Source organism: Enterobacter cloacae complex sp. SHL018, assembly GCF_049237905.1.
GTDB lineage: Bacteria > Pseudomonadota > Gammaproteobacteria > Enterobacterales > Enterobacteriaceae > Enterobacter > Enterobacter hormaechei_C.
In genome coordinates this window covers 1,770,365-1,790,910 of record NZ_JBMKJE010000001.1, presented here as the reverse complement: position 1 = coordinate 1,790,910, position 20,546 = coordinate 1,770,365, and the positions used below count along the sequence as shown (strand labels likewise).

The window sequence follows — 20,546 nt, the reverse complement described above, 5'->3', positions numbered from 1 at the left end:
TGCCGCTTGATGGGAGCGTGGATGTTAAATCGTATTCGTATCTCGACCACACTGTTTTTGATTCTGATCCTGTGTGGGGTTTTGCAGGTTGGCAGTAACGGGTTGTCTTTCTGGGCGTTTCGCGATGGCTATCAGAATTTGCAGGAAGTTGAGACGAGTAATCAGCAGCGCTCCGCACTGGCACAAACGCGTGCCGTGCTGTTGCAGGCAAGCACTGCGCTGAACAAAGCAGGGACGTTAACCGCGCTGAGCTATCCGCCGGAGGATATTAAGGCGCTGATGGTCGTGGCCCGCAGCAGCCTGAAGCAGGCCGACGCGCAGTTTAAGGCCTTTACGGCGCAGGAGGCGGTCAGTGAGAAAGAGAAAGCGCTGAAAGTCGCCATGAAAAAGACCTTTGATGTGTGGTACGGCGATCTCGACCATCAGGCGACGTGGCTGGAGAACAACCAGCTTTCTGACTTCCTGACCGCGCCGGTGCAGGCGTCTCAGGCGGCGTTCGACGGTAGCTTTAACGCCTGGCAGCAGGATATTAACCAGTTTGTGGCGCGTGCCGGTGCGGACAGCCGTACCAGCTACCGCATGTCAGGGGCGATTTTCCTGATCATGGTGATCCTGGCCGCCCTGCTGACCGGCGGCTCGCTGTGGTGGTCGCGCAAAATGATCGTCCAGCCGCTGGCCATCGTCAGCAGCCACTTCGACAGTATGGCGAAGGGCGATCTGGCGCGTCCGGTGGCCGTGTATGGCAGGAATGAAATATCAGCGATTTTCGCCAGCCTGAAGGCGATGCAGGGGTCGCTGCGGGAAACGGTAAGCAACGTTCGCCAGGGCAGTTACGCCATGCATACCGGGATCTCCGAGATTGCGGCAGGCAATAACGATCTCTCATCCCGCACCGAACAGCAGGCGGCATCGCTGGCGCAGACGGCGGCCAGCATGGAGCAGCTGACCGCGACGGTAAGCCAGAACGCCGATAACGCGCGTCAGGCGTCCGACTTGTCAAAACAGGCGGCGATGACGGCGAAACGTGGGGGCGATCAGGCCTCTCACGTCGCCAGCACGATGCAGGAGATTGCCGCCAGCTCGCAGAAAATTGGCGACATTATCAGCGTCATCGACGGTATCGCGTTCCAGACCAATATTCTGGCGCTGAACGCGGCCGTTGAAGCGGCGCGTGCCGGGGAGCAGGGGCGCGGGTTCGCGGTGGTTGCCGGTGAAGTCCGAAACCTCGCCAGCCGCAGCGCCAATGCGGCGAAAGAGATCAAAGGGCTGATAAAAGAGTCGGTCTCCCGCGTTCAGCAGGGCTCCGCGCTGGTGGATACCGCCGCGCAGACCATGCACGAGATTGTCACCTCCGTGACGCGGGTTAACGACATTATGGGCGAGATTGCCTCGGCGTCTGATGAACAACGCCGTGGTATTGAGCAGGTGGCGCAGGCCGTTACACAGATGGATCAGGTTACGCAGCAGAACGCCTCACTGGTGGAAGAGGCGGCGGCGGCTACCGATCAGCTGGCAAACCAGGCGGATCACCTTACCGGGTTGGTCGCCGTATTTAATGTGAAAGAGCACGTTGAAGCAGTAACAGAAGTCGGACGGTCACAGGCCGTGCCCGTTGTATCCTGAATGTGATTAAGAAGGCGCTATGACATCACCCATGCCCTCAGGGCAAACGTCATTATTGTTGCAGATGACACAGCGCCTCGCGCTGTCCGACGCGCATTTTCGTCGGATATGTCAGTTAATCTACCAGCGTGCGGGGATCGTGCTTGCGGACCATAAGCGAGACATGGTCTACAACCGGCTGGTGCGGCGCTTGCGCACGCTGGGGCTGGACGATTTTGGCCGCTATCTGAGCATGCTCGAAGCGAATCAGAACAGCGCCGAATGGCAGGCATTTATCAACTCATTAACCACCAACCTGACCGCGTTTTTCCGTGAGGCGCATCACTTCCCGGTGCTGGCGGAACACGCCCGTCGCCGTAGCGGAGAGTATCGCGTCTGGAGCGCGGCGGCCTCTACCGGGGAAGAGCCGTACTCGCTGGCCATCACCCTGGCGGACACCCTGGGCATGGCGCCGGGCCGCTGGAAAGTGTACGCCAGCGACATCGACACCGAGGTGCTGGAAAAAGCCCGTAACGGCGTTTATCGCCAGGATGAGCTGAAAACGCTGTCTCCCCAGCAGCTACAGCGTTACTTCATGCGCGGTACCGGACCGCATGAAGGACTGGTGCGCGTACGCCAGGAGCTGGCGAACTGTGTGGAATTTGCCCCCGTTAATTTACTGGATAAGCAGTACAACGTGCCGGGGCCATTCGACGCCATTTTTTGCCGTAACGTGATGATCTATTTTGATAAAACGACGCAGCAGGACATCCTGCGTCGCTTTGTTCCGTTGCTCAAGCCTGACGGTTTACTGTTTGCCGGGCACTCGGAAAACTTCAGCAACCTCGTGCGTGAGTTTAGCCTGCGTGGGCAAACGGTATATGTGCTGAGTAAGGAAAAAGCATGAGTAAAATCAGGGTATTGTCTGTCGATGATTCGGCGCTGATGCGTCAGATCATGACCGAAATCATCAATAGCCACAGCGATATGGAGATGGTGGCGACAGCGCCCGATCCGCTGGTCGCGCGGGATTTAATCAAAAAATATAACCCCGACGTGCTGACGCTGGATGTTGAAATGCCGCGCATGGATGGCATCGATTTCCTGGAAAAATTAATGCGCCTGCGCCCGATGCCGGTGGTGATGGTGTCATCTCTGACCGGTAAAGGTTCAGAAATCACCCTGCGCGCGCTGGAGCTGGGGGCGGTGGATTTTGTCACCAAGCCGCAGCTCGGCATTCGCGAGGGGATGCTGGCGTACAGCGAGATGATCGCCGAGAAGATCCGCACCGCGTCGCGCGCAAAACTCGCGGCCCACAAGCCGATGGCAGCTCCGGCAACCCTGAAGGCAGGGCCGTTACTCAGCTCGGAAAAGTTGCTGGTCATTGGGGCATCAACCGGAGGAACAGAGGCAATTCGCCATGTACTCCAGCCATTGCCGCTCTCAAGCCCGGGTATTCTGATTACGCAACATATGCCGCCAGGATTTACCCGTTCGTTCGCGGAGCGCCTGAATAAGCTGTGCCAGATCAGCGTGAAAGAGGCGGAAGATGGCGAGCGCGTGCTGCCGGGTCACGCCTATATCGCCCCGGGTGACAAGCACATGGAGCTGGCGCGCAGCGGGGCGAACTATCAAATCAAAATTCATGACGGGCCGCCGGTTAACCGGCACCGTCCGTCGGTGGATGTGCTGTTTCATTCGGTGGCGAAACATGCGGGGCGCAACGCCGTTGGGGTGATCCTGACGGGGATGGGCAACGACGGCGCCGCCGGAATGCTTGCGATGCACCAGGCTGGCGCCTGGACGATTGCGCAGAATGAAGCAAGTTGTGTGGTGTTCGGCATGCCGCGCGAGGCCATCAATATGGGTGGCGTAAGCGAAGTGGTCGATCTTAGCCAGGTAAGCCAGCAGATGCTGGCGAAAATCAGTGCCGGACAGGCAATACGTATTTGACTCAGGAGTATTATTTTATGGCGGATAAAGAACTTAAGTTTTTGGTTGTGGATGACTTTTCCACCATGCGTCGCATTGTGCGCAACCTGCTGAAAGAGCTGGGCTTCAACAATGTTGAAGAAGCAGAAGACGGGGTGGATGCGCTGAACAAACTCCAGGCTGGCGGGTTTGGTTTTGTGATTTCCGACTGGAACATGCCGAACATGGACGGTCTCGAACTGCTGAAAACCATCCGCGCGGATGCAGGCATGGCCTCTCTGCCGGTGCTGATGGTGACCGCAGAAGCGAAGAAAGAGAACATTATTGCCGCTGCACAGGCGGGCGCAAGCGGCTACGTGGTGAAGCCATTCACCGCGGCGACTCTGGAAGAGAAGCTCGGGAAGATCTTCGAGAAACTCGGCATGTGAGGTGATGGATATGTTGCAACCTGCTATGAAACCCGTTGAAGAACATTCGCCGAGCGACATTATTGCCCGCATTGGTAGCCTGACCCGCATGCTGCGCGACAGCCTGCGTGAGCTGGGGCTGGACCAGGCTATCGCCGAAGCGGCGGAAGCCATCCCTGACGCGCGCGACCGTCTGGACTACGTCGTACAGATGACCGCGCAGGCGGCCGAGCGTGCGCTGAACAGCGTTGAAGCCTCGCAGCCGCACCAGGATGCGATGGAGAAGGGGGCGAAAGCGCTGAGCAAACGCTGGGATGAGTGGTTTGAGAACCCTATTGAGCTGGCGGATGCCCGCGAACTGGTAACGGATACCCGTCAGTACCTGGGTGACGTGCCGGGGCACACCAGCTTCACCAATGCCCAACTGCTGGACATCATGATGGCACAGGATTTCCAGGACCTCACCGGCCAGGTGATCAAGCGCATGATGGATGTGATTCAGGAGATTGAACGTCAGCTGCTGATGGTGCTGCTGGAGAACATACCGGAACCGGCTGCCCGTCCGAAACGCGAGAACGAAAGCCTGCTCAATGGTCCACAGCTTGACACCAGCAAAGCGGGCGTGGTGGCAAGCCAGGATCAGGTGGACGATCTGCTGGACAGTCTTGGTTTCTGATTGCGCGTTCTGCCTCAGGTCGTTAACGCGGCCTGAGGCAGCTCAGAATAAAAACAGCGAAAAGAGCCCGAATAAACGGGCTTTTCCCGCCATTGGATTTTCTCTGCGCTGGCATGATACCCGTGAATTAATGGGCTGCGAGCAGGCACAGTGGCAGAAGAGAACGACGACAAAACAGAAGCCCCCACACCCCACCGACTTGAAAAAGCCCGTGAGGATGGGCAGATCCCCCGATCCCGAGAGCTGACATCCCTGCTGATCCTGGTGGTGGGCGTCTGCATAATCTGGTGGGGCGGGGAGATGCTCGCCCGCAGACTGGCGGGAATGCTCTCGGCTGGCTTACGTTTTGATCACAGCATGGTCAATGACCCCAATCTGATCCTCATTCAGATCATCAACCTTGTGAAAAGCGCGATGCTCGCCTTGCTGCCGCTGATCGCGGGCGTGGTCATCGTGGCCCTGGTTTCGCCGGTCATGCTCGGTGGCCTGGTGTTCAGCGGAAAATCGCTGCAACCGAAATTCTCTAAGCTCAATCCGTTCCCCGGCATTGCGAAAATGTTTTCCGCGCAAACCGGGGCTGAGCTTCTTAAAGCGATCCTGAAATCGCTTCTTATGGGCAGTACCGCCGGGTTTTTTCTGTGGCACCACTGGCCGGAGATGATGCGCCTCATCAGCGAGTCCCCGATGACGGCGATGAAAAATGCCCTGAACCTGGTCGGGTTATGCTCGCTGCTGGTGGTACTCAGCATTATTCCGATGGTGGCGTTCGACGTTATCTTCCAGATCTATTCCCATATCAAAAAGCTGCGAATGTCGCGTCAGGACATCCGCGATGAATATAAACAGATGGAAGGCGACCCGCACGTTAAGGGCCGTATCCGCCAGATGCAGCGCGCCGCCGCGCGTCGGCGCATGATGGAAGATGTGCCGAAAGCCGACGTCATCGTCACCAACCCGACTCACTACTCCGTGGCGCTTCAGTACGACGAAAACAAAATGAGCGCGCCGAAAGTGGTGGCGAAAGGGGCCGGGCTGATTGCGCTGCGCATTCGTGAAATTGCCACGGAAAACCGTGTGCCGATCCTGGAAGCACCGCCGCTGGCTCGCGCGCTGTATCGCCACGCGGAAATTGGACAACAGATCCCGGGCCAGCTCTACGCCGCTGTCGCAGAGGTGCTGGCCTGGGTGTGGCAACTGAAACGCTGGCGTTTAGCGGGCGGTCAACGACCTGTAAAACCTGAGAACCTGCCGGTGCCTGAAGCACTGGATTTTTTGAACGAGAAGGACACTGATGGCTAATCTGGTGGCAATGTTGCGCCTGCCCGGCAACCTGAAATCGACGCAATGGCAGATCCTTGCCGGACCGATTCTGATCCTGCTAATTCTGTCGATGATGGTGCTGCCGTTACCGGCATTTATCCTCGACCTGCTTTTCACCTTCAACATTGCGTTGTCCATCATGGTGTTGCTGGTGGCGATGTTCACCCAGCGCACGCTGGAGTTCGCCGCGTTTCCAACGATCCTGCTGTTCACCACGCTGCTGCGCCTGGCGCTGAACGTTGCCTCCACGCGTATCATCCTGATGGAAGGGCACACCGGCGCGGCGGCGGCGGGCAAGGTGGTCGAAGCCTTCGGTCACTTCCTGGTGGGCGGCAACTTCGCCATCGGTATCGTGGTGTTCGTCATTCTGGTGATTATCAACTTCATGGTTATCACTAAAGGGGCGGGGCGTATCGCTGAAGTGGGCGCGCGCTTCGTGCTCGACGGGATGCCGGGCAAGCAGATGGCCATCGACGCCGACCTGAATGCCGGGCTGATCGCGGAAGATGAAGCGAAAAAACGCCGTGCCGAAGTGACCCAGGAGGCAGATTTCTACGGCTCCATGGACGGTGCGAGTAAGTTTGTGCGCGGTGACGCCATCGCGGGCATTCTGATCATGGTGATTAACGTCGTCGGCGGCCTGCTCGTCGGCGTGCTGCAACACGGCATGGACATGGGCCACGCGGCGGAAAGCTATACGCTGCTGACCATTGGTGACGGTCTGGTGGCGCAGATCCCGGCGCTGGTGATCTCCACCGCGGCGGGCGTGATTGTGACTCGCGTCAGTACCGATCAGGACGTGGGCGAACAGATGGTGGGGCAGCTCTTCAGCAACCCGCGCGTTATGCTGCTCTCTGCGGCGGTGCTGGGCCTGCTCGGTATGGTGCCGGGCATGCCAAACCTGGTATTCCTGCTGTTCACCGCTGCGCTGCTGGGGCTTGCCTGGTGGATGCGTGGCCGGGAAACGCAGCCTAAGGCAGAGCCTGCGCCGGTCAAAATGCCTGAGAACACCCAGGCGGTGGAAGCCACCTGGAACGACGTACAGCTCGAAGATTCGCTGGGGATGGAAGTGGGGTACCGCCTGATCCCGATGGTGGATTTCCAGCAGGATGGTGAGCTGCTTGGCCGTATCCGCAGCATTCGTAAAAAATTCGCCCAGGATATGGGCTTCCTGCCGCCGGTGGTCCACATCCGGGACAATATGGATCTCCCGCCTGCGCGCTACCGCATCCTGATGAAAGGGGTGGAAATCGGCAGCGGTGATGCGTACCCCGGCCGCTGGCTGGCGATTAACCCGGGCACCGCCGCAGGCACGTTGCCGGGTGAGCAGACGACCGACCCGGCCTTTGGTCTGGCGGCAATCTGGATTGAGAGCGCCCTGAAAGAGCAGGCCCAGATTCAGGGTTACACGGTCGTTGAGGCCAGTACCGTGGTGGCAACGCACCTCAACCACCTGATTGGCCAGTTCTCCGCGGAACTGTTTGGACGTCAGGAGGCGCAGCAGCTGCTCGACCGCGTAACGCAGGAGATGCCGAAGCTGACCGAAGATTTGGTGCCGGGCGTACTGACCTTAACCACCCTGCACAAAGTGCTGCAAAATCTGCTCGATGAGAAGGTGCCCATTCGCGATATGCGTACCATCCTTGAGACGCTGGCCGAACATGCGCCGCTGCAAAGCGATCCGCACGAACTGACGGCGGTGGTGCGCGTGGCGCTTGGACGCGCCATTACCCAGCAATGGTTCCCGGGAACCGGCGAAGTGCAGGTCATTGGCCTGGACACGCCGCTGGAACGTCTGCTGCTTCAGGCGTTGCAGGGCGGTGGCGGGCTGGAGCCGGGTCTGGCGGACAGATTACTGGCGCAAACCCAGGAGGCGCTGGCGCGTCAGGAGATGCTGGGCGCGCCGCCGGTGCTGCTGGTGAATCACGCGCTGCGTCCGTTGCTGTCGCGCTTCCTGCGCCGGAGCCTGAACCAGCTGGTGGTGCTGTCGAATATGGAGCTGTCCGATAACCGCAATATTCGCATGACGGCGACCATAGGAGGGAAATAATGCGTAAGTGGCTGTGGAGCTTACTTTTCCCGCTGGCGGCGCAGGCCGCAGGCGAGGGGGCATGGCAGGCCAGCAATATCGGCTTAACGCTCAACCATCGGGGGGAGTCGATCTCCTCCCGTCCGCTGTCCGCCTCTGAGCCCGTGTCCGGGCAGATGACGCTGGTGGCCTGGAATTACACCCTGACGGGACCCACACCGGCCGGGTTGCAGGTGCGGCTGTGCTCGCTGACCCGCTGCGCGGAAATCGAGGGTCAACGTGGCACTACCCAGGCCTTCAACGGGGTGTCTGCTCAGGAGCCTTTACGCTTTATCTGGGAAGTGCCAGGCGGTGGACGTCTGATCCCGGCGCTGAAGGTTCAGCGCAACGAGGTGCTCGTCAACTACCGCTAACTGCCCGCCTTTTCGCCAGTCTCCAGGCATTTCTGAAGGCTGGCTCGCAAAAATGACCTTCCCTTTTGATACAAAAGAAACGCTGTTTTATAAATCAGTGACACGCGTATTGACACTCTTTGCGTTTTTGCCATTCACCACTTTGTGATGGCAGAAACAGAAAGGTATCAACAGGTCGATACTTTTACTGTAGCCGTGTAAAAACTCCCGGACGAGGTTGCTTACAGGGAGTCTCCCAAAACTGATTAGGGTTGACGGCAATGAAAACACGTAAAATTGGACTCGCAAATTATTTTGCTTACGGGTCAGGGGACTTCCTCGGGGCGGGGACTACCGCCCTGACGGCCGCCTGGCTTTTGTATTTTTATACCACCTTCTGTGGACTCACACCGATTGAAGCAACCTTTATCTTCGCTGCCGCAAGGGTGCTGGATGCGGTTGTCAGCCCGTTAATGGGCTTTTTAACCGATAACTTTGGCACCACCTGGCTGGGCAAGCGTTTTGGCCGTCGTAAGTTCTTCATCCTGCTCGGTATTCCCTGCGTTTTCAGCTACTCGCTGATGTGGGTAGGGGACATGAGTTTCTGGTACTACCTGCTGACCTATCTGATCTTTGATATCGTCTACACCATGATCCTGGTGCCGTACGAAACGCTGGTGCCGGAGATGACGGACGATTTCAAACAGAAAACCAAATTCTCCGGGGCGCGAATCTCTATGGCGCAGATGTCCGCCATTCTGGCCTCCTTCCTGCCGGGGATCCTGCTCACGCATTTCGGCAAAGACAACGCGATCTCCTTCTTCTATGCAAGCCTGGTCTTCTCCGTACTCTGCGCGCTGATGCTTACTTTCGTCTGGTTCTTCACCTGGGAGCGTCCGCGGGAAGAGTGGTCTGAAGCGGCTCTGCGTGCCGAGGAAGAGAAGAAAAAGCTGACCCTGGGCCAGAGCCTGAACCGTCTTTTTGTCGAATTAAGTTCGACGCTGCGCATCAAGATTTTCCGCCAGCATCTGGGGATGTACCTTGGCGGCTACATCGCCCAGGACGTCTTTAATGCGGTGTTCACCTATTACGTGGTATTTGTGCTGATGCAGGAGGCGTCAATGGCGTCCAACCTGCTGGGCACGATGGCCATCTTCCAGTTCCTCGCCGTGATCGGCATGATCCCGCTGTGCATTCGCTTCGGACCTGCGCCGTCTTACCGCATGGTGGTCGTGCTGTTTGGTCTGGCCTCGCTCTCTTACGCGGTGCTTTATTACGCGGGCCTGAGCGACGTTTACGCTCTGCTGCTGCTGATCTCTGCGGTTGCCGGTCTTGGCCGCGGGGGTATCAACTACGTACCGTGGAATACCTACACCTACATTGCTGACGTGGACGAAGTGATCACCGGACAGCGTCGCGAAGGGATCTTCGCGGGCATCATGACGCTGACCCGTAAAGCGTCTCAGGCCGGTGCGGTGATGCTGGTGGGGATCGTGATGCAGATGTCGGGTTTTGTCAGCGGGCAAAAAGTGCAGCCTGCGGAAGTGAGCCACACCATTCTGATGATCCTGAGCGTTGGCACTATTCTGGTGCTGTTCTGCGGCTTCCTTGTCTCCCTGCGCTTCAAACTCAATTTGCAGACCCACAGCACCCTGCGTGAAGAGACCGTGAAAATGCGCGAGTCCGGCCATGCGATGCCAGAGGCGGTGACCCCGCAGGCCCGCGCTACCGTGGAGATGCTGGCCGGAATGCCGTATGAATCCCTGTGGGGCAACAACAACATCGGTTATCTGAATCGCAATAAGCCGGCGGCCCCTTCGCTGAAGGATCGCGCGGTACTGAATTCGACATACAACAGAGGTTAAGATGATGAAAGTTTGGCCTGTCAAACATAGCCCGTTACTGCGTCAGCCTGAGCGCTTTATCGCCAGGGATGAGCTGAAATCGCTGATTCAAAAGGTGACGCATAACCTGGTCAATATCCACGACAAAACGGGTGAGTTTTTGCTGCGGCTGGACGACGGGCGCGTGATCGACACCAAAGGCTGGGCCGGATGGGAATGGACCCACGGCGTCGGTTTATACGGTATCTGGCAGTATTACTGCCAGACCGGTGACGAAGGCATGCGCGAGATTATCGACAGCTGGTTTGCTGACCGTTTCGCTGAAGGCGCAACCACCAAAAACGTGAATACCATGTCGCCGTTCCTGACGCTGGCGTATCGCTACGAAGAGACCAAAAACCCGGCCTGGCTGCCGTGGCTGGAAAGTTGGGCGGAATGGGCGATGAATGAGATGCCGCGCACCGAACATGGCGGCATGCAGCACATCACCCTGGCGGAAGAGAACCATCAGCAGATGTGGGATGACACGCTGATGATGACGGTGCTGCCGCTGGCGAAAATCGGCAAGCTGCTGAACAAGCCGGAGTACGTCGAGGAGGCGAACTATCAGTTCCTGCTCCACGTACAGAATCTGATGGATCGGGAGACCGGGCTGTGGTTCCACGGCTGGAATTACGACGGCAATCACAACTTTGCCCGGGCCCGCTGGGCGCGCGGCAACAGCTGGCTGACCATCGTGATCCCGGATTTCCTCGAGCTGGTGGATCTGCCGGAAAACAACGCCGTTCGTCGCTATCTGGTGCAGGTACTGAACGCGCAGATCGCCGCACTGGCAAAATGTCAGGACGAGAGTGGATTGTGGCATACGCTGCTGGACGATCCTGATTCTTATCTGGAGGCGTCGGCCACGGCAGGGTTTGCCTACGGCATTCTGAAAGCCGTGCGCAAGCGTTATGTCGGCGCAGAGTACGCAGAGGTGGCGGAGAAAGCGATTCGCGGCATCGTGCAAAACATCTCGCCGGAAGGGGAGCTGCTGCAAACGTCCTTCGGGACGGGGATGGGGAGCGATCTGGCGTTTTACCGCCAGATACCGCTGACCTCGATGCCGTATGGCCAGGCAATGGCGATTCTGTGTCTGACGGAATATTTGCGGAAATATTTCTGATAATAAAAAACCCGGCGCTCGCCGGGTTTCTTTTTTACATACGTTCTACGGTTTCGATACCCAGGGTATCCAGACCGAGCTTCAGTGTCTTCGCCGTCAGCTGCGCCAGCTTCAGGCGGCTGTGACGCACCGCTTCGCTCTCGGCAGAGAGGATAGGGCAGTGTTCGTAGAAGCCAGAGAACAGACCGGCCAGATCGTACAGGTAAGCACACATAACGTGCGGCGTACCGTCACGCGCGACCACGGAGAGCGTCTCTTCGAACTGAAGCAGGCGGGCAGCCAGCTGTGCTTCACGATCTTCGGTAAGGGTCACCGTGGCATTCGCCAGCACGCTTTCGTCGATATTGGCTTTACGGAAGACGGAGAGTACGCGGGTATAAGCGTACTGCATATATGGCGCCGTGTTGCCTTCAAACGCCAGCATGTTGTCCCAGTCGAAGATATAGTCGGTGGTACGGTTCTTGGAGAGATCCGCGTATTTCACCGCGCCGATCCCAACCGCGTTAGCCAGTTTCTCCAGCTCGTCAGCAGGCATATCCGGGTTCTTCTCGGCCACCAGGCGACGCGCGCGTTCCAGCGCTTCATCCAGCAGATCGGAAAGCTTCACGGTGCCGCCCGCACGGGTTTTGAACGGCTTACCGTCTTTACCCAGCATCATGCCGAACATGTGATGTTCCAGCGGCACGGAATCCGGCACATAACCCGCTTTACGCACGATAGTCCACGCCTGCATCAGGTGCTGGTGCTGACGGGAGTCGATGTAATACAGCACGCGATCCGCATGCAGGGTTTCGTAACGGTATTTCGCACAGGCGATGTCGGTGGTGGTGTAGAGATAGCCGCCATCCTTTTTCTGGACGATCACGCCCATCGGTTCGCCTTCCTTGTTTTTATACTCATCAAGGAACACCACCGTTGCGCCTTCGCTTTCCACCGCCAGATTTTTAGCTTTCAGGTCCGCCACAATGCCTGGCAGCATCGGGTTATACAGGCTTTCACCCATCACGTCGTCACGGGTCAGGGTCACGTTCAGACGGTTATAGGTGAGCTGATTCTGGGACATGGTAATGTCCACCAGCTTGCGCCACATCTCGAGGAAGTACGGGTCGCCGCCTTGAAGTTTCACCACGTAGCTGCGCGCGCGCTCGGCGAAGGCTTCATCTTCGTCATAGTGCTTTTTGGCTGCACGGTAGAAACCTTCCAGGTCTGCCAGCGCCATTTCGCCTGCGTTTTCCTGCTGCTGCTTTTCCAGATACGCGATCAGCATGCCGAACTGCGTGCCCCAGTCGCCTACGTGGTTAGCGCGGATCACCTTGTGACCAAGGAACTCGAGGGTACGCACCGCCGCGTCACCGATGATGGTGGAGCGCAGGTGACCGACGTGCATCTCTTTCGCCACGTTTGGCGCGGAGTAGTCAACCACCACGGTCTGCGCTTCTGGCTGAGCCACGCCCAGACGGTCAGACTTCAGCGCCGCGTCAACGTGGCTTGCGAGGAATGCAGGCTCAAGGAAAATGTTGATAAAGCCTGGACCGGCGATTTCGGTTTTGCTGGCGATGCCGGTGAGATCCAGATGCGTCAGTACCTGCTCAGCGAGCTGTCGCGGCGGCATGCCCAGTTTTTTAGCCACTGCCATCACGCCATTAGCCTGATAGTCGCCAAACTGTACTTTCGCTGACTGACGAACCTGGGGTTCGCAATCCGCAGGCGCACCTGCGGCAATCAGTGCCTGACTGACTTTTTCTGAGAGAAGAGCCTGAATATTCACCTGGATACCTTACGTTTTTGATGCGGGTAAAAAACACCCACGCCAGTTTAAGAATTTAGGGCGGGAGTATACTGCAAATGCCTTCGGGCGTCAGCCCTGCGGGGGGCGAAGATCGCTCAGAATTCAGGCGAAGACGGTATGCATAATCATGCAGTCGAAAAAACGGTGATTCTGCGGTTGGTCGACAGAGGGCAACAGAGTAAATTAGCGGCTTTGCGACACGAAACGAGACTGACCTATGGCGAACTGGCATACCATTGACGAACTGCATGATATTTCCGCAGATTTACCGCGCTTCACTCAGGCGTTCACAGAACTTGCCACCCGTCTCGGGCTGGATATCGCGCCGCTTGAGGCCGATCACATCTCTTTGCGCTGCCACCAGAATGCCACCGCCGAACGCTGGCGGCGTGGCTTTGAGCAGTGCGGAGAACTGCTGTCGGAGAATATCATTAACGGTCGCCCGATCTGTCTGTTCAAACTTCACGCGCCGGTAACGGTGGCGCACTGGCAATTCACCGTTGTGGAACTGCCCTGGCCAGGAGAGAAGCGTTATCCGCACGAAGGCTGGGAGCATATCGAAATTGTTCTGCCTGGGGAGCCCGAGACGCTGAACGCCCGTGCGCTGGCGCTGCTTTCCGACGAGGGGTTAAGCCAGCCGGGTATTTTCGTCAAAACCAGCTCGCCAAAAGGGGAGCGCGAACGCTTACCGAACCCTACGCTTGCCGTAACGGACGGCAACGTGACGGTGAAATTCCATCCCTGGACTATCGAGCAGATCGTCGCCAGCGAAGCGTAAGCATTGTGAGCGTCGATCCAGACACCAATCGGGCAACGTGCCACGATGGTACGTTGAGTGAAATTTAAGGAGGATGACATGGCGCTGCTGGAAATTTGTTGTTACAGCGTGGAGTGTGCCGTCACTGCGCAACGGCAGGGGGCCGATCGCATCGAGCTTTGCGCGGCACCGAAAGAAGGAGGATTAACCCCGTCCTTTGGCGTGCTGAAATCAGCCCGTCAGGCCATCTCTATTCCGGTGCACCCGATTATTCGCCCGCGCGGCGGTGATTTTTGTTATACGGCGGGTGAGTTCAGTGCCATGCTTGAGGATATCGCCCTCGTCCGTGATTCCGGTTTTCCGGGGCTGGTGATCGGTGTGCTGGACGTAGACGGCAACATCGATCTTCCGCGTATGCGTCAGGTCATGCGCGCCGCCCGGGGGATGGCAGTCACTTTTCATCGTGCGTTCGATATGTGTAAGGATCCGATACAAGCCTTTGATACGCTGGCAGAACTGGGCGTGGCGCGCGTTCTGACGTCGGGCCAGCAGTCCTCGGCTGAAAAAGGACTGAAATTAATTACGGAACTAAAAGCACATTCCGGTGTTCCAATAATCATGGCGGGCGCAGGAGTACGCGCCAGCAATCTGGAACTGTTTTTAAACGCAGGGGTGGAAGAGCTGCACAGCTCGGCGGGTAAATGGATACCTTCACCCATGCGTTATCGCAATACAGGGTTGTCAATGTCGACGGATGCTGAAGCGGATGAGTACTCGCGCTACGGTGTGGATGGAGAGTCGGTTGCGGTAATGAAATCGTTGATTGAACGTCATCACGTGTAGCAACGTACCGATTTTTACCGCGCATCATGTCGCCCAATATGATGCTTGCTTGTACCAGGCCCCTGCAATTTACACAGGGGCCTTTTTTTCTTTTATGCCCGGTGGCGCTGCGCTTACCGGGCCTACGAAATCACGCGTAGGCCGGGTAAGGCGCAGCCGCCACCCGGCTAAAGGCTACGGCTTGGTCGCAATCAATACCGCACGCATCGGGGCCGGATAGCCTTCGACGGTTTTACTGTGATCGTCCGGGTCGAGGAATTGCTCCAGCGATTCGGTGATCATCCAGTCGGTGCGGCGCTGTTCCTCAACTGACGTCACGCACACATCGGCGATGCGTACATCGACAAATCCACATTTCTCCAGCCAGTTCTTCAGCGCCAGCGCGGAAGGGATGAAGTAAACGTTGCGCATCTGCGCATAGCGATCGCCCGGCACCAGAACGGCATGTTCATCGCCTTCGATGACCAGCGTTTCCAGCACCAGTTCGCCGCCGCTGACCAGCTGATCTTTCAGTTGCCACAGGTGTTCAAGCGGGGAACGACGGTGGTACAGCACGCCCATCGAGAAAACGGTATCAAACGCTTTCAGGGCAGGGAGTTGCTCGATACCCAGCGGCAGCAGGTGCGCACGCTGGTCGTTACCCAGCAGCTTACGCACCGCTTCAAACTGGCACAGGAACAGCTGCATCGGATCGATACCGACGGCCAGATGCGCGCCTGCGCCGATCATGCGCCACATGTGATAGCCGCTACCGCAGCCCACGTCCAGAATGGTGCGCCCGGTCAGGTCGGATAAATGCGGCAGAACGCGATCCCACTTCCAGTCAGAGCGCCACTCGGTGTTGATATTTACACCGTACAGCGAGAACGGCCCTTTGCGCCACGGCATCAGGTTACGCATCAGCGTTTCGATGCGGTTGATCTGCCCGGCCGGGAGCGGCTCTTCGCTCTCCGCCGTCACGCTGTGCAGTAAATCCAGACGATGGGGCGTCAGTTCAGGCAGAAACTCCACGGCGTTGGACCACTGCTTCAACAGACCATGCTGCTGATCGCGCTGCCAGGTGGCAATTTGCGCAGGCAGGGTTTCCAGCCAGTGGGAAAGGTGGTTTTTGGCAATCAGCTGATAGAAATTACCGAACTCGATCATGCTGCGTCTCCGGCTTTAAGCGCCACCAGAGAACCAAAGTTAAAGCACTGGAACCACAGTTCGCTGTGTTCAAATCCGGCTTTGCGCAGGCGCGCTTTGTGGGTTTCTACGGAATCCGTCAGCATGACGTTTTCAAGCATGCTGCGCTTCTGGCTGATCTCCAGCTCGCTGTAGCCATTTGCACGCTTGAAATCATGGTGCATGTTGAACAGCAGTTCGCCCACGCTGGCGTCTTCAAAGCTGAATTTCTCAGACAACACCAGCGCGCCGCCCGGGTTCAGGCCCTGATAAATTTTATCCAGCAATCGCTGACGATCGTCCGGCACCAGGAACTGAAGGGTAAAGTTCAGTACCACCATCGAGGCGTTCTGGATGTCGATATCGCGGATATCGCCTTCTACCACCTCCACAGGCGTAGGGGCTTTATACGCGTCAATGTGGCGACGGCAGCGTTCGACCATGGCCGGTGAGTTATCGACAGCCACAATCTTGCAGCCTTCGTGATGAACGTTACGACGAATAGACAGCGTTGCCGCTCCCAGCGAACAGCCCAGGTCATAGACCTGCGTGCCGGGTTGAACAAAACGCTCCGCCAGCATGCCGATCATGGAGATAATATTGGAATAACCGGGAACAGAGCGCTGGATCATATCCGGGAAGACTTCGGCTACCCGTTCATCAAAGGTCCAGTCGCCCAGGCTGGCGATAGGCGCGGAAAAAAGCGTGTCGCGATCTGACATAACGTAAAAATCCGGGAAAAATAAAGGGGCATATTGTGCGCTAATGGAAGGAGAAAACCAACTCCCACGGCATATACCAAAGGTTAGCCAGCACCATCAGCAAAAGCGAGCACCAGGTCGCGCTCATGCCGGAACGACGCCAGCGGATCAGGCGGTGGTGAAAACCATAATAATGCATCAAACGCCCTGCAATCAGCAGCAGCCCACAGACGTGCACCATCCAGGTTTCAGCGCCATCCATCTCCATTAACAGCAGTAAAATTAACGCGACGGGAATGTACTCGACCGCGTTGCCGTGGATGCGGATTGCGCTTTGTAGCTCAGAAAAGCCCCCGTCACCGTACGAGACGCGGTACTGCATTCTCAGGCGCACAACATCAAATGAAAACTTAATCAGCAGTAATGCACCTAACACCGCATACAGCGCGCTGACCATACTAACTCCCTGTTTTTGGCAGATGGCACGTCTCTATGATAGGGGGTGATTTCAGAAAAGAGAAGATTGTTGTGGGATGGACGGCGCGGGGCCAACCGACGGAACCGCCTGCTGCAAGGCCTGCCAGAGAGCATCGACCAGTTCAGGCGCCTGTGCGATATCCGGCGTATGTAAAAAAAGGTACGGCGTGGTGGTGTGCTCCCATTTCGCCAGCGTTTGCAGCCAGACGGCGAACATCTCCTCATTTTGCTGCATGTTATCGCTGCCGATAAACCGGACCATCGGGTTCTGTGCCGTTACGATCGCGTGGACGGGCACTTTCGGTTTTTTGCGCTGGGCATCAACAACGGCTTCGCTGTGCGGGATTGCGCTATGTACGGGGCGGCTGTCGAGGATCACGCGGTTGACCGATCGTTCATGCAGGCCGCGATTGAGCGCTTTCTCCGCGTCGCCCTTGGCAAAGAATTCCGGATGCCTTACTTCTACGCCGTAGGTGAAGCCATGCGGCAGGGCGTCGAGAAACTGCCAGAGGGCAGGCAGGTCGCGCGGGCCAAACGTGGCGGGAAGCTGGAGCCAGTACTGGCCAATACGGTTGGCCAGAGGCGACATCCGGGTGAAAAACTCGTGGGTTAAATCATCGCAGTTGCGCAGCGCGGCGTTGTGGGAGATGATCGCCGGGAATTTAAAGCAAAAGCGGAAGTCGTCGCTGGTTTGCTCGCGCCAGCGTTCGACGATCTCCGCGCGGGGCAGGGCGTACAGCGTGGTATTGCCCTCCACGCAGTTAAAGTGTCGGGCATACTCTTCAAGGCTGGTAATACCCAGGCGCACCCATTTCGGGTGCGACCACTGGGGCAGGCCCACGTACATCATAGCGCGCTGAGGATCTCATCCGTGCTGCGCACGCGACCGATACGCGGGAAGATATGGGTCATGCTGCCCTGGTGCTGATCCGCAGAGGCTGCGCTGCACGCATCTTCCGCGATCACCAGGTTAAAGCCCAGCTCCCAGGCGTTACGGGCGGTGGATTCCACACCGATGTTGGTGGAGATCCCGCACAGAATAATAGTGTCGATCCCGCGACGGCGCAGCTGGAGCTCCAGGTCGGTGCCGTAGAATGCGCCCCACTGGCGTTTGGTGACCTCTATATCGCTGTCGCGTTTACCGAGCGAGACAGGATATGTCCACCAGTTGCCCGGCAGCGCCTGCGCCGGGGCCTTGGCATCAACCGGCTGTTTTAACGCTTCGGCGAAATCAGCGGACCAGCCGACGCGCACCATAACAACAGGCGAGCCGCTGGCGCGGCATTTTTCTGCCAGGCGCGCAGCGCGGCTGACCACATCGTCAGCGGTGTGCGGACCACCGGCAAAAGGCAGAATGCCTTCCTGTAAATCAATGACCACAAGGGCGGTTTTGGTGGCATCAAGTGTAAACATCGTCACTCCCGTCAAATGATTGCTTTTCTACACCTTACGACGTGATGGCCTGTTATCGGTCGGATAATTTTGTTAATTTTTGTGAGAATAGGCAATAAGAGTTCAGCAAACGCGCGTCAGGCCGTGCTTCGCTCTTATCGTGCGGCAGAATTTCCAGTATAATAGCCGCCTTTTTTCATCCAGTTGTGACATACAGAAAGCTGCGACATCGTAGCCTGCGAGACAGGCGACAATCAGCCTGCGGCTAATTAAGGGATATCTCATGCGTACAGAATATTGCGGGCAGCTGCGTCAGTCCCACGTCGGGCAGCAGGTCACCCTGTGTGGTTGGGTCAATCGTCGTCGCGATCTTGGTAGCCTTATCTTTATTGATATGCGTGACCGCGAAGGTATCGTTCAGGTGTTCTTCGATCCGGATCGCGCTGATGCGTTGAAGCTGGCTTCTGAGCTGCGCAATGAGTTCTGCATTCAGGTGACGGGCACCGTGCGTGCGCGTGACGAGAAAAACGTCAACGCCGACATGGCGACCGGCGCTATCGAAGTGCTGGCGTCCGATCTGACGATCATCAACCGCGCGGAAGCGTTGCCGCTGGACTCCAACCACGTCAACACCGAAGAAGCGCGTCTGAAATACCGCTACCTGGATCTGCGTCGTCCGGAAATGGCTCAGCGCCTGAAAACCCGTGCGAAAATCACCAGCCTGGTGCGCCGTTTTATGGATGACCACGGTTTCCTTGATATCGAAACCCCGATGCTGACCAAAGCCACGCCGGAAGGCGCGCGCGACTACCTGGTGCCATCCCGCGTCCATAAAGGCAAATTCTACGCGCTGCCGCAGTCACCACAGCTTTTCAAACAGCTGCTGATGATGTCCGGCTTCGATCGCTACTATCAGATCGTGAAATGCTTCCGCGACGAAGACCTGCGCGCTGACCGTCAGCCAGAATTTACCCAGATCGATGTGGAAACCTCCTTCATGACCGCTGAGCAGGTGCGTGAGGTGATGGAAGCCCTGGTGCGTAGCCTGTGGAACGACGTGAAAGGCGTTGAACTGGGCGATTTCCCTGTCATGACCTTCGCGGAAGCCGAGCGTCGCTACGGTTCCGACAAACCAGACCTGCGTAACCCGATGGAGTTGGTGGACGTGGCAGACCTGGTGAAAGCCGTTGAGTTCGCGGTCTTTGCTGGCCCGGCTAACGATCCGAAAGGCCGCGTGGCTGCCCTGCGCGTTCCGGGCGGTGCTGCCCTTAGCCGTAAGCAGATTGACGACTACGGCAACTTCATCAAGATCTACGGCGCGAAAGGTCTGGCCTATATTAAAGTGACCGAGCGTGCAAAAGGTCTGGAAGGCATCACCAGCCCGGTGGCGAAATTCCTGAATGCGGACATCGTGGAAGCGATCCTTGAGCGCACCGGCGCGCAGGACGGCGACATGATCTTCTTCGGCGCAGACAACAAGAAAGTGGTTGCGGATGCGATGGGCGCGCTGCGTCTGAAGCTTGGCAAAGACCTGAACCTGACCGACGAAAGCAAATGGGCGCCGCTGTGGGTGATCGACTTCCCGATGTTTGAAGATGACGGTGAAGGCGGCCTGACCGCGATGCACCACCCGTTCACCTCGCCAAAAGAGATGACGGCGGCAGAGCTGAAAGCGGCGCCGGAAGACGCGGTGGCAAACGCCTACGATATGGTCATCAACGGCTACGAAGTGGGCGGCGGTTCCGTGCGTATTCACAGCGGTGAAATGCAGCAGACCGTGTTCGGCATTCTGGGCATTAACGAGCAGGAGCAGCGCGAGAAGTTTGGCTTCCTGCTGGACGCCCTGAAGTACGGTACCCCTCCGCACGCGGGTCTGGCCTTCGGTCTTGACCGTCTGACCATGCTGCTGACCGGCACCGACAACATCCGTGATGTGATCGCCTTCCCGAAAACCACCGCAGCGGCGTGTCTGATGACTGAAGCGCCAAGCTTTGCCAACCCGGCCGCGCTGGCTGAGCTGGGCATTGAGGTGGTGAAGAAGGAAGAGAAAAACTGA

19 protein-coding genes are annotated in these 20,546 nt (G+C 57.6%); 13 read left to right on the top strand and 6 right to left on the bottom strand.

Translation table 11 applies throughout. The annotated features are described in order from the left end of the window. Nucleotides 1-21: 21 nt before the first annotated feature. The 10 genes from tap to ACOTY5_RS08615 all read left to right on the top strand — a co-directional run bounded on the left by tap (nucleotide 22) and on the right by ACOTY5_RS08615 (nucleotide 11,367). Nucleotides 22-1,623 (top strand): methyl-accepting chemotaxis protein IV, encoded by a 1,602-nt coding sequence (tap, locus tag ACOTY5_RS08660; protein ID WP_045142117.1) that lies wholly within the window; start codon nucleotides 22-24, stop codon nucleotides 1,621-1,623. A 19-nt stretch (nucleotides 1,624-1,642) separates the two neighbouring features. Then, complete coding sequence (cheR, locus tag ACOTY5_RS08655; protein WP_045142116.1) at nucleotides 1,643-2,509, top strand: protein-glutamate O-methyltransferase CheR; 867 nt, start codon at nucleotides 1,643-1,645, stop codon at nucleotides 2,507-2,509. After that, on the top strand, nucleotides 2,506-3,555 hold the full coding sequence (locus ACOTY5_RS08650; protein ID WP_014884341.1) for a protein-glutamate methylesterase/protein-glutamine glutaminase: 1,050 nt from the start codon (nucleotides 2,506-2,508) through the stop codon (nucleotides 3,553-3,555). The genes cheR and ACOTY5_RS08650 overlap by 4 nt, the downstream gene beginning before the upstream one ends. Before the next feature lie 17 nt (nucleotides 3,556-3,572). Next, nucleotides 3,573-3,962 carry a chemotaxis response regulator CheY gene (gene cheY, locus ACOTY5_RS08645; RefSeq protein ID WP_000763862.1) on the top strand — a complete coding sequence of 130 codons (390 nt, stop codon included), beginning with the start codon at nucleotides 3,573-3,575 and terminating at the stop codon, nucleotides 3,960-3,962. A gap of 10 nt (nucleotides 3,963-3,972) precedes the next feature. Continuing rightward, on the top strand, nucleotides 3,973-4,617 hold the full coding sequence (gene cheZ / locus ACOTY5_RS08640; protein ID WP_003859718.1) for a protein phosphatase CheZ: 645 nt from the start codon (nucleotides 3,973-3,975) through the stop codon (nucleotides 4,615-4,617). 150 nt (nucleotides 4,618-4,767) lie between these two features. Continuing rightward, a complete protein-coding gene (gene flhB, locus ACOTY5_RS08635) occupies nucleotides 4,768-5,916 on the top strand; it encodes a flagellar biosynthesis protein FlhB (protein WP_017693236.1) in 1,149 nt (382 codons plus the stop codon). Then, nucleotides 5,909-7,987 (top strand): flagellar biosynthesis protein FlhA, encoded by a 2,079-nt coding sequence (flhA, locus tag ACOTY5_RS08630; protein ID WP_003859723.1) that lies wholly within the window; start codon nucleotides 5,909-5,911, stop codon nucleotides 7,985-7,987. Before flhB ends, flhA begins: the two co-directional genes overlap by 8 nt. Next, complete coding sequence (gene flhE, locus ACOTY5_RS08625; RefSeq protein WP_045142115.1) at nucleotides 7,987-8,379, top strand: flagellar protein FlhE; 393 nt, start codon at nucleotides 7,987-7,989, stop codon at nucleotides 8,377-8,379. Before flhA ends, flhE begins: the two co-directional genes overlap by 1 nt. 260 nt (nucleotides 8,380-8,639) lie before the next feature. Next, a complete protein-coding gene (locus ACOTY5_RS08620; protein WP_032103965.1) occupies nucleotides 8,640-10,223 on the top strand; it encodes an MFS transporter in 1,584 nt (527 codons plus the stop codon). A gap of 4 nt (nucleotides 10,224-10,227) precedes the next feature. Then, a complete protein-coding gene (locus ACOTY5_RS08615; protein WP_062933968.1) occupies nucleotides 10,228-11,367 on the top strand; it encodes a glycoside hydrolase family 88/105 protein in 1,140 nt (379 codons plus the stop codon). Between the two features lie 34 nt (nucleotides 11,368-11,401). Here the strand turns inward: ACOTY5_RS08615 and argS are convergent, their stop codons facing one another. Next, a complete protein-coding gene (argS, locus tag ACOTY5_RS08610) occupies nucleotides 11,402-13,135 on the bottom strand; it encodes an arginine--tRNA ligase (protein ID WP_045142113.1) in 1,734 nt (577 codons plus the stop codon). A 238-nt stretch (nucleotides 13,136-13,373) separates the two neighbouring features. Here argS and ACOTY5_RS08605 point away from each other — a divergent pair, with 238 nt between their 5' ends. Both ACOTY5_RS08605 and cutC read left to right on the top strand, forming a co-directional pair. Next, a complete protein-coding gene (locus ACOTY5_RS08605; RefSeq protein ID WP_015570274.1) occupies nucleotides 13,374-13,934 on the top strand; it encodes a VOC family protein in 561 nt (186 codons plus the stop codon). Nucleotides 13,935-14,012: 78 nt separating this feature from the next. Next, nucleotides 14,013-14,756, top strand: coding sequence for a copper homeostasis protein CutC (gene cutC, locus ACOTY5_RS08600; protein WP_045142112.1), 744 nt, complete (start codon nucleotides 14,013-14,015; stop codon nucleotides 14,754-14,756). Between the two features lie 174 nt (nucleotides 14,757-14,930). On the opposite strand, the gene cmoB is transcribed toward cutC, so the two are convergent. Genes cmoB through ACOTY5_RS08575 form a run of 5 tightly spaced genes read right to left on the bottom strand, consistent with a single transcriptional unit; the run spans nucleotide 14,931 to nucleotide 18,511 of the window. After that, complete coding sequence (gene cmoB / locus ACOTY5_RS08595; protein ID WP_032648765.1) at nucleotides 14,931-15,902, bottom strand: tRNA 5-methoxyuridine(34)/uridine 5-oxyacetic acid(34) synthase CmoB; 972 nt, start codon at nucleotides 15,900-15,902, stop codon at nucleotides 14,931-14,933. After that, nucleotides 15,899-16,642, bottom strand: a complete 744-nt coding sequence (cmoA, locus tag ACOTY5_RS08590) for a carboxy-S-adenosyl-L-methionine synthase CmoA (protein ID WP_003859735.1) — start codon at nucleotides 16,640-16,642, stop codon at nucleotides 15,899-15,901. The genes cmoB and cmoA overlap by 4 nt, the downstream gene beginning before the upstream one ends. 40 nt (nucleotides 16,643-16,682) lie before the next feature. Further along, nucleotides 16,683-17,078: an MAPEG family protein gene (locus ACOTY5_RS08585; protein WP_003859737.1), complete on the bottom strand. Its 396-nt coding sequence runs from the start codon at nucleotides 17,076-17,078 to the stop codon at nucleotides 16,683-16,685. Nucleotides 17,079-17,129: 51 nt separating this feature from the next. After that, nucleotides 17,130-17,948, bottom strand: coding sequence for a DUF72 domain-containing protein (locus ACOTY5_RS08580; protein WP_421631892.1), 819 nt, complete (start codon nucleotides 17,946-17,948; stop codon nucleotides 17,130-17,132). Continuing rightward, a complete protein-coding gene (locus ACOTY5_RS08575) occupies nucleotides 17,945-18,511 on the bottom strand; it encodes a hydrolase (RefSeq protein ID WP_045142111.1) in 567 nt (188 codons plus the stop codon). Before ACOTY5_RS08575 ends, ACOTY5_RS08580 begins: the two co-directional genes overlap by 4 nt. A gap of 262 nt (nucleotides 18,512-18,773) precedes the next feature. Here ACOTY5_RS08575 and aspS point away from each other — a divergent pair, with 262 nt between their 5' ends. Beyond that, nucleotides 18,774-20,546: an aspartate--tRNA ligase gene (gene aspS, locus ACOTY5_RS08570; protein WP_017384352.1), complete on the top strand. Its 1,773-nt coding sequence runs from the start codon at nucleotides 18,774-18,776 to the stop codon at nucleotides 20,544-20,546.

Excerpts from the sequence above, each read along its gene's own strand:
- cheZ (WP_003859718.1), top strand. The coding sequence starts at position 3,973 with ATGTTGCAACCTGCTATGAAACCCGTTGAAGAACATTCGCCGAGCGAC.
- aspS (WP_017384352.1), top strand. The coding sequence starts at position 18,774 with ATGCGTACAGAATATTGCGGGCAGCTGCGTCAGTCCCACGTCGGGCAG.
- ACOTY5_RS08580 (WP_421631892.1), bottom strand. The coding sequence starts at position 17,948 with ATGATGTACGTGGGCCTGCCCCAGTGGTCGCACCCGAAATGGGTGCGC.
- ACOTY5_RS08575 (WP_045142111.1), bottom strand. The coding sequence starts at position 18,511 with ATGTTTACACTTGATGCCACCAAAACCGCCCTTGTGGTCATTGATTTA.
- ACOTY5_RS08615 (WP_062933968.1), top strand. The coding sequence starts at position 10,228 with ATGAAAGTTTGGCCTGTCAAACATAGCCCGTTACTGCGTCAGCCTGAG.
- ACOTY5_RS08620 (WP_032103965.1), top strand. The coding sequence starts at position 8,640 with ATGAAAACACGTAAAATTGGACTCGCAAATTATTTTGCTTACGGGTCA.
- cutC (WP_045142112.1), top strand. The coding sequence starts at position 14,013 with ATGGCGCTGCTGGAAATTTGTTGTTACAGCGTGGAGTGTGCCGTCACT.
- ACOTY5_RS08650 (WP_014884341.1), top strand. The coding sequence starts at position 2,506 with ATGAGTAAAATCAGGGTATTGTCTGTCGATGATTCGGCGCTGATGCGT.
- ACOTY5_RS08585 (WP_003859737.1), bottom strand. The coding sequence starts at position 17,078 with ATGGTCAGCGCGCTGTATGCGGTGTTAGGTGCATTACTGCTGATTAAG.
- cheY (WP_000763862.1), top strand. The coding sequence starts at position 3,573 with ATGGCGGATAAAGAACTTAAGTTTTTGGTTGTGGATGACTTTTCCACC.
- cmoA (WP_003859735.1), bottom strand. The coding sequence starts at position 16,642 with ATGTCAGATCGCGACACGCTTTTTTCCGCGCCTATCGCCAGCCTGGGC.
- cmoB (WP_032648765.1), bottom strand. The coding sequence starts at position 15,902 with ATGATCGAGTTCGGTAATTTCTATCAGCTGATTGCCAAAAACCACCTT.
- flhA (WP_003859723.1), top strand. The coding sequence starts at position 5,909 with ATGGCTAATCTGGTGGCAATGTTGCGCCTGCCCGGCAACCTGAAATCG.
- ACOTY5_RS08605 (WP_015570274.1), top strand. The coding sequence starts at position 13,374 with ATGGCGAACTGGCATACCATTGACGAACTGCATGATATTTCCGCAGAT.
- flhE (WP_045142115.1), top strand. The coding sequence starts at position 7,987 with ATGCGTAAGTGGCTGTGGAGCTTACTTTTCCCGCTGGCGGCGCAGGCC.
- cheR (WP_045142116.1), top strand. The coding sequence starts at position 1,643 with ATGACATCACCCATGCCCTCAGGGCAAACGTCATTATTGTTGCAGATG.
- tap (WP_045142117.1), top strand. The coding sequence starts at position 22 with ATGTTAAATCGTATTCGTATCTCGACCACACTGTTTTTGATTCTGATC.